Source organism: Lysinibacillus sp. F12 (assembly GCF_057773605.1).
Genome location: NZ_JBYMLP010000002.1, coordinates 590,623 through 602,887 on the forward strand (window position 1 = coordinate 590,623; position 12,265 = coordinate 602,887).

Here is a 12,265-nt window from a genome sequence, read left to right on the forward strand (position 1 = left end):
AATATGAACAGAGAGTTGGAAAGGAAAGTAAAGGAGATAGCGCTTACAATAGAAATAACTTTTTTAAATATCCTGTAAAAAACACATGATCGGGATCATATTGGTGGCGAATGTTTATAAATTTTTCAATTTCAGGATATAATTCATAAACCTTTGGAGCCGTTAAATGATGTTGTTTTCCCCAATGTGGGCGACCTTCATATTTTTGCATTAGAGTATGCACCCATTTAAAATAGGGCTCCTCTGACATCCCTTTATACATATGAAAGGCGATAAAGGCGGACTCTCGCCCCTGTGTAGGGCTTAAAAAACCAGCTTCCCCTGCCGTTGTTCGACATTCTAATGGAAAATGAACATTATAAACGCCCTTTTTAAAGGTTGCATGAATTTCCTCTAAACAAGCTTCAAATTGAGATAATGGGATAGCATATTCACTTTCCTGAAACTTCACACTACGAGGTGAAGGATAAATTTCATAGCTTATACCTATTCTTTCACTTTCTACTACATTAGCTGCTGCTATTTTACTCATGGCACCACTTAAAGCTGGTTTCCACCTACAAAGCTCAGACATAGCAAAAAAAGCACCATTTTCTACAATTTGTAGCTTGAGGTTTTCTATTTTCTTATTCCATTCACTTTGATAGATAGGAGCAACAACATTCATTCGCTTCACCTGTATCGTCTCACTACCAGGGAAATAAAACCATTCCACATGACGATGTTGTTGGATATCCTCCGAAAACCCGATGAGTCCATTAGCTAATGTATCTCTTGCCCCCACATAATGAAGACCATATAATGGCATGACTTTAATAGTTACTTTGACAAGAATACCGAGCATTCCTAGCGAGACATGAAGCGCTTCTGATAAATCGTCCAGTCCTCGTCGATGCTCCTGATAAGTTCCCGTCCCATCCACAAACCCCCACGACATCACGGTCGAGGACAAGGAACCAAGTGTAACCCCTGTGCCGTGTGTACCCGTTGAAACTGCACCTGCAATGGTTTGCTCCTGAATATCTCCCATATTAATTAATGCAAATCCATGCTTTGCTAGCATTGGTCCAATTTCATATAAATAGGTTCCCGCCCATAATGTAGCCTCCTGCTTTTCCTCATTCACAGCGATTAATCCGCGCATATTATGTAAGGAAATAGCTATATGCTCCGGCATTGCCACAGCGCTAAATGAGTGTGCGGCCCCCGTAACACGAATCGTCTTTACTGATTCCCGGGCATGTTTTACAATCATTGAAACCTCCTCAATGGAATGAGGTAAATACATTTCACTTGGGTAAGAAATAACATTCCCAGCCCAATTTGTCCATTTTTCTCCATTCTTCCACTTCTCTATAGAAAACATTGTCCATCCCCCCTGTATGTTGTAAATGGTCCTACATACTTGTCCCCTCGTACACCATGTAATAATGGAAATCGCTCACAAAGCTCCCCAGCCTTTGCATGTCTAAAATAAATGGTGTCGCCAATTTGAATGTTTTTCCCCTTGACCTTAATGGGTGTTTGCACCTCTCCTGCCCCTTCTAAGCTAAGATATGCAAACTTGGCAGGTTCATAGAATACAGGTAACCGATCGCTACCAATCGCACCTGAAGCGGTATATCCTCCACCATGACAAACAACGATATTTTTTTCAGGCTGTCTTGTGACACGTAAGGCAAATCCGGCTGCTTTTTCAAGTCGCAAATGGGTAAATTGGTCAAACAGAGCAGGGGCATAAAATGCAGAGCCTACCGTAATTTCAGTTACTTCTTTCTGTTTAGTTGTGTAGGTCATACTACCTGAGCCTCCTCCATTTACAAAACGTAAAGTTGGAAAATAGGCCTTGATATGAGCGATAGCTAATCGACGAAATTGGGTGACCTGCTTTTTCGCCTGTGATTGCATGACTTCTATTACTCTACCTTTTATAACATTCGCTGGACGATTACCAACACCAGCGATTTGCGCCTCATAGCCCATAGCCCCGACTACTTCAATAGAAGGACTATTTTTGATGGCTTGCAAAAATGGCGTTAACGTCTCAAGGGAATATAATGATGAACGTTTCGTACCAAAATACAATAATTTAAAATCATTTGAAACATTAATATCAATGCAGACTGGGACGCGCACACCCACTTCATTCCCTAACTTGGATAATAGTTCGATATGTTCCTGTCGATCAACCATAAACGTAACGGTTTTCCCCTCTTGAACAAAATACAATAATTGACGTATAGCCGCCTCTTCCATTACTGGATAGCCCAGTAGTAAATCATCAAATTGCTGTTGCAATAAAAAAACCGTCTCTGCTGCTGTAAAAGTCATAAACCCTACTACATTCGGAAGTTTTTGTTGAATATAACGAAGCACCTCTACTGAACGAATCGATTTTGTTGCTAGACGAATTGGCTTTCGCCCACATGCATCCTGTATAATTTGAATATTTTTATCAAGTGCATCAAAATCCAACCAAGCAAATGGCCGTTCCAAATGACAAAACAATTCATCCCACCTTGTTGTCATTTAATCCCTCCCTTTTAAGTACTAAGTATTAGACATGAAATAGAATAATTCCTTTCATTAAAATAAAAACAACCGTGAGCAATTAACTAACTATGCCTACACGGTTGTTTTAAAATGGGACAAACATTTCATTCACCTTTCTATTAAATTGATTACGATGCGTAAAGGAAATCCGCTGCTAGATTTAATAAAACTAACAAATGCAAGCCCGCAATTAGTAGTCCTTGACGATTTAATCGTTTCATTACAGCCATATTCATATATAACACGCTCCTTTTTCTCATTATACTCTTTTTTAGTTTATTTTTCAAACTATTCAAACAATATAAAATTACCCATTTAAAAAGACTTCCTATAAGGAATGTGCTACATCAAATTATGGATGGGCGATTGAGGAGATGAGTCAAAAATATTTTTACGAATGAATAGACTGTTTTTGCAAATAATTTTAGAAAAGGCTCATTCATTTATTTCGAAAGGTGGTGAACGTATTTTAGGTACGATTTGAAGGCGCAAACATACTATAGAAGTAAGCGATAATCGGTGTATGTATTATATAAAAGCTGTTCTATGTAATGTAGGCATTTTTGCAACAATTTATGCAGATGATTTGGCTGTCACTTTAGCTAACGATTCATCGACATGGTGAAGAGCTGCAAGGTTTAACGACAGCCTGATAAAAGCATGTAATTATTACTAAAAAAGATGGCAACGTTTAATCTGCTTCATTCAGGGTATAACTAAGTAATCGCCATTATATCTTAACTTTAAGGAGATGAAAATTATGATTAGTTTCATTTGGTATTTAATCATCGGAGGGATTCTTGGATGGTTAGCAGGCGTAATTTTAGGTAAGGATGTTCCTGGTGGTATCATCGGTAATATTATTGCAGGGATTGTCGGTTCTTGGATTGGTAGTATGGTTTTAGGGAACTGGGGTTGGAGAGTTAGTGATTTCTACGTATTCCCTGCTTTAATCGGTGCTATCGTGCTGATATTTATCGTAAGCCTTATTCTAAAAGGTATGCGTAAAGCGACTTAAATATGCGATGAAGAGCCATCCAATGTGATGGCTCTTTATTTTTCTTGATGTAAAAGAACTGCCGCTTTTAACTCATCATGATAAGCGTTGTACAATTGATAGTAATGCAACACATTTTCCACATATTCCTCACTGTGATTATATTGAAAAACTGCCTTTTTAATCTCTCCTTTTGCTGCACCATATTTCGACAAGTAATTCGCTGCACTAAAGACTGCATCCTCTATGTCATATGGATCTGCTATACCATCCCCATTTGCATCAACACCATAGCCCCCATATTTCGCAATGGTTTGCGGGCTCATCAACTCGTTTTTGGAAATGTTTCCCTTCCCTAAACCTGAACAAGTAGGATGCTTCCAACCAACAAATGTGCAAGGCATAAATTGCATATGCCCTTCTGCTCCCGCTGACGATACCATTGTTTTTACCGTAGAAAAACGAGTCTCAATGCGATGATGTGCAGCAAGTAAGGTCCACGGTACACCATACTTTTCCTCCGCTGCTATGTAAACGGGAATAAATTTCTCAGGAATGCTTATATCAAATTGCTCCTGAATTTCTTCTATGGCCTTTTCCTGGGCAAGCTTTTCAAAAATCGGTAAGGTTTGAAGCTCCTTCCAAGCGAAAAAAGTAAGGACATATACGGTTATTGCTATTGGTATTAATAATGCTATCATACCCAATTTTGTGGCGGGTGATAACATCGGTTTGTTATTCTTTTTTTTAGCCATAAGTCACACCTAATCTAGTATTCTACTTCCATATTACCAAATTTTTCGAAAAAAGTAGTGAATTTTTTTATGTCATACAACCTAGCATCATAGGACATCATTTCCACTACGAAAGCAGTTGAAAGACTTGGGAAAAATATAGTAAAATACAAATTGATTAATTTTAAGGATAATAATAGGGAGGAATTTTATTTTGTGGAAAGACTTTAAAGAATTTGCGATGAAAGGCAATATTATCGATTTAGCAGTGGCAGTTGTCATTGGTGGTGCTTTCGGTAAAATTGTTACCTCCTTAGTTGAAAATATCATTATGCCATTAGTCGGTGTGTTAACAGGTGGTATTGATTTAACAGCAAGCTTTGTCTACGGCTCAGGTGACGCACAAATCAAATTAGGCGTATTTTTACAATCAATTATTGACTTTTTAATTATTGCATTTGCCATTTTTATGGCTTTACGAATTATGACGAAGCTTACCAATAAAAAGGAAGAAGCTGTCGTGGAAGAACCCACTCCTGAACTGGATGCTAAGGAAGAACTCCTAAAAGAAATCCGCGATTTATTAAAAAAAGAACAAGCCTAATCTATCACTAGATTGAATCTGTCTCATTCTGATGGGGCAGATTCTTTTTAATTTGAAAGAAACATACTCACAAGGCTTCCCCTCTGCTCCATGAATAATTATATACTACCATAAAGCCTCCTTGGTAGAACCGGTATTTATCTATCCCCCACCATTCCCTACTATTCCTACGTGATTAACATAAAATAATCTAGCTAATTTTCTGAAATCACCCTTGTTCTTCTTGAATATCCATGTTAAATTGGTAACAATTATTGAGATTACTATTATTAAATGAAAAGCGAATAGCATGCTTTTCATCATAATGGAGAAAAGAGTGACGTCATGACATTAAACAGAAGCATTGAAACAAAACTTGTACAACTAGGCAATTTAAGTGACCCAACCACGGGAGCAGTTAGTCCACCTATTCATTTATCGACTGCTTATAAACATGCTGGAATCGGGGAATCCACAGGCTTTGACTACACACGCACAAAAAATCCAACTCGTGCTCTTTTAGAAGCAGGCTTTGCTGATTTAGAGGGTGGCGATATGGGCTTTGCCTGTAGCTCTGGGATGGCTGCCATTCAATTAGTATTATCCATTTTTAAACCAGGCGATGAATTAGTGGTGCCAGATGATTTATATGGCGGTACATATAGACTATTTAACTTCTTCCAAGAGACATATAATATCAAGCCTGTTTATTCAAAATTTGAATCGGTTGAACAGGTAGAAGCATTAATAAATGAACATACACGTGCATTATTCATCGAAACACCAACGAATCCGCTTATGCAGGAATTTGATTTACAAGTATATGCTGAGCTTGCACATAAGCATGGTGCATTGCTAATTGTTGATAATACATTCTATACACCATACTTCCAACGCCCTATTGATTTGGGAGCAGACATTGTGCTTCACTCTGCAACAAAATATATTGGCGGACATAATGATGTCTTAGCTGGAATCGTAGTGGCTAAAGGTACCGAATTAGCTGAACGCATTGGTTTTATTCATAATGGTAGCGGCATGGTTCTTGGTGCTATGGACTCTTGGTTACTTATTCGCGGCTTAAAAACAATGCACCTTCGCTTAAAGCAACATGATGCCAATGCCAAAGCTATTGCTGCTTATTTAGAGGAAGAGGCACTAGTTACAGACGTCCTTTACACAGGAAAAGGTGGTATGCTGTCATTCCGCTTACAAAAGCCTGAATGGATTGACCCATTCCTTCGTAACTTAAAGTTAATTACTTTTGCAGAAAGTCTTGGTGGTGTAGAAAGCTTTATTACCTACCCAGCTACTCAAACACATGCAGATATGCCTTATGAAGAACGAGTTGAACGAGGAGTTTGCGATCGTTTACTACGTTTCTCAGTTGGGATCGAGGAAGCAGAAGATTTAATTGCAGACTTACGACAAGTATTTGATATCCTTAGAAAAGAGGCATAATTATGAAGCAACATATTGAAACTAGCCTCATTCACGCGGGTGTCCGTGATGGCTACTCAAATAAAAAAGGAGCAGTCAATGTTCCTATATATCTTTCCTCTACTTTCCACCAAGAGAGTATAGATGAGTTTGGCGAATATGATTATGCTCGTTCAGGTAACCCTACGCGCGATGCTCTAGAAAAAGCGATAGCAGAGCTTGAAGGTGGAGTACGTGCCCATGCCTTTTCCTCAGGGATTGCTGCTGTTTCAGGTGCTTTAATGCTGTTGTCACAGGGCGATCATATCGTGATGACAGAAGATGTTTATGGTGGAACATATCGTTTTGTGACGAAGGTTTTACCGCGTTTTGGGATTTCCCATACTTTTGTAGATTTCTCAGATTTAGCAGCCGTGGAGGCCGCTATAACACCGACTACTAAGCTGCTTTATATAGAAACACCATCTAATCCAACGTTAGGCATTACTGATATTCGTGGTGTAGTAGAACTGGCCAAACAACATCAATGCCTCACATTTTTGGATAATACCTTTATGACTCCATTACATCAACGCCCGTTAGAGCTTGGTGTTGATGTCGTGATTCATAGTGCGACGAAGTTTTTATCAGGGCATTCTGATATTATTGCAGGATTAACAGTAACTGCTGACGAAAAGCTAGGAGAGGACTTATACTTTATCCAAAATTCATTTGGCAATATTTTAGGAGTACAGGATTCATTCACACTCTTGCAGAACATCAAAACGACAGATGTACGCTTTAGCCGTTCTGCACAATCTGCTCAAAAAATTGCTGAGTTTTTAGCAACACATACACTGGTTGAACAAGTCTACTACCCTGGCCTCTCGTCACATCCAGGTTATGACATCCATCAGCGTCAAAGTACAAGCTCTGGAGCTGTTTTATCCTTCCGCTTACCGAACTATGCTTCCGCAAAAGCTTTAGTCGAGGCAATGAAAATTCCAGTTTTCGCTGTCTCACTCGGTGGTGTAGAATCCATTCTTTCGTATCCAGCAAAGATGAGCCATGCCGCTATGGAGGCTGAGGAACGTGCCAAACGCGGAATCACAGATGGACTTCTACGCTTTTCTGTAGGACTCGAGCATGTAGATGATTTAATAGCCGATTTCGCACAAGCTTTAGAGGTCGCTGCAAAAGCATAATGGAATAGACGTTAAAAACCGCGCCCATAATGACGCGGTTTTTCTGCATGCTCAATACTTCACCTTAGCCAACACGCGATATAAATAATCGCCATGCCCCTTAGCTAACTTAGTATCTTGCTCAGCTGATATCCAGTAAAAAGAAAAAAGTAAATCTGCTTCATTCATACCCGTAGGATGATGTTGCCAGGTTTCCCTTGTTTCCTCAGAAGTGGTTAAATGATAAAAATAGCGTTTCTGTAAAACACCTGATGGATGGTTAAAATAATCCTGTGCAATAAGCCCTTGGACAACAAGTGTTGTTAGGCCTGTCTCCTCCAACATCTCCCTCTTTACGGCCTCTAATGGTGTTTCTCCTTCTTCTATCGTACCTTTGGGAACTTGAATACCTGCCCCTATTGTATTTTGTTCAAATACGAGAACTTGAATTTGTTCCTCATGCTCTCTCGTAATATAGCCAAATGCTTTTTCAACTACTTGCATGAAGTCTTCCCCCTATCTAATTGTGTGTTACATAAATACAAAAATTGGAATAGCAGGTGAAAAGTGTTGACACTTATTATACGTTAGATGCAAGAAAATGACATTACTTTTGTACAAGAAATGACCAGTCAAGGCTGGCATCATACATATGAAGGAATCATACCTCACGAAACATCAGACTTTGTCATACAAATCGCTTCTGTCACCGATTTCAATGGGTCTCATTGGAATATTTTTATCTGGCAACGATTGACGTATATTTTTCAACCTTAGGATTCTGCGTTGCCTAGTGCTTGTCCTTGTCTCCAAAGAACATCATCTCCTGTTTGAATATCGACACTATTTCCACCCTCACCACAAACCCAGCCTTCGCCTCGGATAACAATCAATAATGGTGGTTCAGGGACTTCATGCAAGCCTACCATACCATTTGGCTGGATAAATAAATCAGTTGTATCTAATTTAATTCCTATCACGCTATGCTAATTCTTCTTGTGCAAATGCTAATAACGTACCATCCTCTTTCTTGTAATAAAAAATAAATGCATCATAGCCATTTCTTTTTACCGTCTCCCAGTCTGTTATTTTACCATTCATTAACTGAACATTTCCTTGTTTATCCACCTCATAGTCATCTGCTTCTTCGTCATAATCAATATTGTAGAAAAATGATAAGACAACTTCAGTGGCGGGCATATAATATTGCTGAAGAGGACGGTTGCTACGATGTTCTTCAGTATAGTCATCGCAAAACAACGCATTATAACCATGTAGAGTCGCATCAAAAAGTAAAATCTCCTCTGCTGACAAAGGGTCCTTGGCAATTATTTTAGCAGTCGAACCTGAAATGAATGGTAAAACCTCTCCTTCTAAGGTTAATAAATCACCATAGTACCAAATTTCAAATTGTGTGTTATTTGAACTAGAGCAAAGCTGTAATTGTGATTCGACCACTTCTGATGGTTGAATCCTTTTGGCAAAATACTGTAAATAGGTAGGAATAGGATTATTCATAGTTGCTTCTCCCCTTTTTTATTCGATAAAATCCTCATACCTCTTATACCGTATTATAATTTAATGAAATTTTACACAAAAAGAAAAGCCCAGAAATTTTTCTGGACTTGATGACACTTACTTTTCTAGCATGATTAAAACTGACGGGCCTTTGCTTCGCTTCGCAAGAGACGGTTATGAAGGGTTATCTCCGTTTCCCCGTTTACTTGCGATTTTGATCGCTTAATCCTTGACCAGTTGCGGTGGATTTTTTGAGATTTGGGGTCTAATTGTTCGAACCTACTCATTTTTCATCCTCCTCATCATTATAGATTTCATAAGTGAAATCTTTTATATTATGACCAGCTAGGATGGAATTATACAACCCCTCTAATAGTCGCTTATGGTTTTCCTATTATTTATTTTCTTTTAGTCAAGTTAAGGCATATTGCACATCTCATTCTGCTCCAATGCGTAAACCATCTTCGTCAATATTAAAATGACCATATGATGTGCCCAACGAGTAGCTTTTTCAGTATTTCCAGCGCCTACTAATGCAAAACAGCCTCGCACTTCATTTCAATAAAAAGCTGAAATCCTCGCCACCCCTTGTTGGAACGTCTAAATGATAGGCTTCGGCATCAAAATGCTCAATCGCTAAACGTTCAACTAAGTCGGCACTAGCTTTACCATTGATGACGACTAGTACCGTATTCATAAATTACCTGTGCTGTACCAACTTGATCAGCATAATGACGAATTTGCCCCTCTAAATGCATACGAACTTCTTGAGAACCATGCTTCATAGGTTCTACTTAAATTCGTATATTCGATGCTACTAATTTCCCTCAAGCACTCCTTCTAGTTTTACCATTGACATCGCTCTTGTTTAACAGAATTTCTGATAAATAATAATGATTCTCATACAAAATCGCTTTTGCGATCAAGCCCCTTTTATAATTTTATCTTTTAAATCGATTGCCCGTGTTCATATAAATCATTAAAAACATCGTAAGTACTACGAAAAGAATAAGACCTACAATAAATAACCACTGTGCTTGAAATATTTCATTCAGCACCCATAAAAGTACACAAAAACAGTAGCCATACATCATCTTCCCCATAAATTTTGCAAGTGCTACTTCGTCATATTTATCTTTTTTATCTGATGACATGGTGTTAAAGCCAGCAATTAAAAATATCCCTTTCCCCTGCGATAATACAAGGGCAAAGCTAAGAAACGGGAGCATAATGATTAAATATACAAAGACACCCACAGTGAATCAGCCTACTTTCCGTGAATAAATTGTTGAATAGTTGGTAGTAAATCCTCATGTAATTGAAGTGTTGGATCTGCATAGGTTGCTAAATTCGCGGCATAGTCTTCTGGTGCCTTTTTCAACACATGGTTCATCCCCTTCATATAAAGAAGCTTTGCATTAGCGTTACCTTTCTTTAATGCCTCTGCATCGACTTCCTTCACTTGTAAATCAGTCGTTCCTTGCACAAGTAGTACACGACTCTTTACTTTCCCAAGCTCTACGGCTGGATTATACTTGAACATTGAAATAAGGAATGGCTGTACAGAAGGACGGAAGACTGCTTGTAATTCTGGCGAAATACTTTCTACTTGCTTTCCTTGCTTAAGAGCTTTCAAAATGTCCTTGGATTCTTTGAATAAATTTGGTGCTAGTTGACTTTTTAATTGCTCCATCAATACTTCATCCATTGGACGCCCAGCACCCGCAATCGAAACAAAGGATTCTACTCCTGTTTGTTGAGCAGCTAATAAACCAATTAATGAACCTTCACTATGCCCAATTACATGAATATTTGTATAGGCTTTATTAGCCTGCAAGGATTGAATGATTTTCACTGCATCCTCCACATATTGGTCAAACGTCACATCTTCTTCTTTTGTCAAGAGTGCTTGATTATCCCCAATACCGCGCTTATCATAGCGTACAGTTGTGATGCCCTCCTGAGCTAAACCTTCAGCAATCATTTTTAAGCTATTATTTTTACCAGCTAAAACTGAATTACCATCCTTATCTGTTGGCCCAGAGCCAGCTATAATAACTGCAACTGGTGATGGAGATGTTGTATTAGCTTTTTGAAGAGCCACCATTAGGTCACCTTGCTGAACTGGAATTTTTAATGTATCGTAGGTGACTGGTTCCTCTTTATATGCTTTTAAGATAAGTGGGAATGTCGCCCCATTTTGTTGAAATGTTGCTTCAATTTGTTCATTTTTGAATGTACCATCAATTTCTATAAATGAGCCATTTAATTGAATGGACACAGTTACCTGATCACCTGTATATTTCACACTCTTCAACGGAAAATTGGATATTCCCTGTGCTGGCACGGATAGAGTACCACCATCTTTCTGTAAATCAACAATGATTGGTAGCTGTCCATTCGGTGTTTCAATATTGCCTTCCCATTTTCCAATAAACTGTTCGCTCATGGCACTTCCCCCCTTTGTTTCATTGTTTTCTGCAATCACTCCCTTTTGCCCACAGCCAGCTAAAAGTAAAAGCGTACAGCATAACACAAACAATTTCTTCAATACAATCTCCCTCCCTATGTGAAAATTACCAATATTTTTGGCAATACTGCCATACTGATTCATGAACACTATTTGTTAGCATAATTAACTATCCAACCAATGCCTTATTTTTTGAACTAACGAGGATGTATCTTATGTACTGTCAAAAAAATGCCCCTTGCAATCGTGAAATGGTAGTGCCATAGCATCAAAAATGCCTACTATTTATAAGCATAATACCCCTACCTCCATTGTTTTAAAATAAACAAGGACAAATTTGTCATGGCTCTTTTTTTAAACACCTGGTACTTGCCACCCTAATAGGTATATGGATTAACTAATTGTAACAAAGTAGAATCTGTTCTACTAAGAGTAGTACAGATTTTTTTCGTTGTCAAATGTAGGTATTTTTTGGTGTCCGTTTTGTTATCTTCCCCCATTGAAAAGCAGCAATAAAAAAGGACCCAGAATAATTCTGGATCCATGGACACTTATTGCTTCTAGTTGATTTTTTACTGGAATGGTTTACGCTTCACCTTAATCTACAGTGAAACAGATCTCTGCTTCACCTTTAGCCTTAAGTATTAAGAAGCTTCAACCCTCCACAGCTGTGGCGGACTTTCCTGAGATTCTTGGTCTTTGGGTGTTTGACTATTACTCATTCTGCATCCTCCCCATCAGTTTAGATGAATAAGTGTTTCCAGTCTTATTATGAACCATTGCCCTTCTGTTTATGCATGATTATAA

General features: G+C 38.4%; 14 protein-coding genes. 4 read left to right on the top strand and 10 right to left on the bottom strand.

Features of this window, described 5'->3' with window-relative positions:
• Nucleotides 1-43: 43 nt before the first annotated feature.
• Together AC3CH7_RS09975 and AC3CH7_RS09980 are read right to left on the bottom strand one after the other, a co-directional pair.
• Nucleotides 44-1,366 carry a D-arabinono-1,4-lactone oxidase gene (locus AC3CH7_RS09975; RefSeq protein ID WP_012294947.1) on the bottom strand — a complete coding sequence of 441 codons (1,323 nt, stop codon included), beginning with the start codon at nt 1,364-1,366 and terminating at the stop codon, nt 44-46.
• Nucleotides 1,354-2,529: an amino acid deaminase/aldolase gene (locus tag AC3CH7_RS09980; RefSeq protein WP_031416246.1), complete on the bottom strand. Its 1,176-nt coding sequence runs from the start codon at nt 2,527-2,529 to the stop codon at nt 1,354-1,356. Before AC3CH7_RS09980 ends, AC3CH7_RS09975 begins: the two co-directional genes overlap by 13 nt.
• 784 nt (nt 2,530-3,313) lie before the next feature.
• Between AC3CH7_RS09980 and AC3CH7_RS09985 the strand changes: the two genes are divergently transcribed.
• Nucleotides 3,314-3,571 (top strand): GlsB/YeaQ/YmgE family stress response membrane protein, encoded by a 258-nt coding sequence (locus AC3CH7_RS09985; RefSeq protein ID WP_004231402.1) that lies wholly within the window; start codon nt 3,314-3,316, stop codon nt 3,569-3,571.
• 35 nt (nt 3,572-3,606) lie between these two features.
• Here the strand turns inward: AC3CH7_RS09985 and AC3CH7_RS09990 are convergent, their stop codons facing one another.
• Complete coding sequence (locus AC3CH7_RS09990; RefSeq protein ID WP_031416249.1) at nt 3,607-4,305, bottom strand: lytic transglycosylase domain-containing protein; 699 nt, start codon at nt 4,303-4,305, stop codon at nt 3,607-3,609.
• A gap of 193 nt (nt 4,306-4,498) precedes the next feature.
• Between AC3CH7_RS09990 and mscL the strand changes: the two genes are divergently transcribed.
• The 3 genes from mscL (at nt 4,499) to AC3CH7_RS10005 (ending at nt 7,491) form a co-directional block, all read left to right on the top strand.
• The gene (gene mscL / locus AC3CH7_RS09995) at nt 4,499-4,888 is read left to right on the top strand and encodes a large conductance mechanosensitive channel protein MscL (protein WP_008180473.1); all 390 of its coding nucleotides are present in this window, start codon (nt 4,499-4,501) and stop codon (nt 4,886-4,888) included.
• Nucleotides 4,889-5,212: 324 nt separating this feature from the next.
• On the top strand, nt 5,213-6,328 hold the full coding sequence (locus AC3CH7_RS10000; RefSeq protein WP_012294952.1) for a methionine biosynthesis PLP-dependent protein: 1,116 nt from the start codon (nt 5,213-5,215) through the stop codon (nt 6,326-6,328).
• 2 nt (nt 6,329-6,330) lie between these two features.
• Nucleotides 6,331-7,491 carry an aminotransferase class I/II-fold pyridoxal phosphate-dependent enzyme gene (locus tag AC3CH7_RS10005; RefSeq protein ID WP_012294953.1) on the top strand — a complete coding sequence of 387 codons (1,161 nt, stop codon included), beginning with the start codon at nt 6,331-6,333 and terminating at the stop codon, nt 7,489-7,491.
• A 51-nt stretch (nt 7,492-7,542) separates the two neighbouring features.
• Here the strand turns inward: AC3CH7_RS10005 and AC3CH7_RS10010 are convergent, their stop codons facing one another.
• The 7 genes from AC3CH7_RS10010 to AC3CH7_RS10040 form a co-directional block, all read right to left on the bottom strand.
• The gene (locus AC3CH7_RS10010) at nt 7,543-7,974 is read right to left on the bottom strand and encodes an NUDIX hydrolase (protein ID WP_012294954.1); all 432 of its coding nucleotides are present in this window, start codon (nt 7,972-7,974) and stop codon (nt 7,543-7,545) included.
• A gap of 269 nt (nt 7,975-8,243) precedes the next feature.
• Nucleotides 8,244-8,450, bottom strand: a complete 207-nt coding sequence (locus AC3CH7_RS10015) for a cupin domain-containing protein (RefSeq protein ID WP_197150245.1) — start codon at nt 8,448-8,450, stop codon at nt 8,244-8,246.
• 1 nt (nt 8,451) lies between these two features.
• Nucleotides 8,452-8,988, bottom strand: a complete 537-nt coding sequence (locus AC3CH7_RS10020; RefSeq protein WP_488381718.1) for a hypothetical protein — start codon at nt 8,986-8,988, stop codon at nt 8,452-8,454.
• 134 nt (nt 8,989-9,122) lie between these two features.
• Nucleotides 9,123-9,275, bottom strand: a complete 153-nt coding sequence (locus tag AC3CH7_RS10025; protein WP_004231380.1) for a YpzG family protein — start codon at nt 9,273-9,275, stop codon at nt 9,123-9,125.
• Between the two features lie 266 nt (nt 9,276-9,541).
• Complete coding sequence (locus tag AC3CH7_RS10030; protein WP_012294959.1) at nt 9,542-9,685, bottom strand: hypothetical protein; 144 nt, start codon at nt 9,683-9,685, stop codon at nt 9,542-9,544.
• Between the two features lie 244 nt (nt 9,686-9,929).
• On the bottom strand, nt 9,930-10,244 hold the full coding sequence (locus AC3CH7_RS10035) for a DUF3784 domain-containing protein (protein ID WP_488381719.1): 315 nt from the start codon (nt 10,242-10,244) through the stop codon (nt 9,930-9,932).
• An 11-nt stretch (nt 10,245-10,255) separates the two neighbouring features.
• Nucleotides 10,256-11,539, bottom strand: a complete 1,284-nt coding sequence (locus AC3CH7_RS10040; protein WP_488381720.1) for an alpha/beta hydrolase — start codon at nt 11,537-11,539, stop codon at nt 10,256-10,258.
• Between the last annotated feature and the right edge of the window lie 726 nt (nt 11,540-12,265).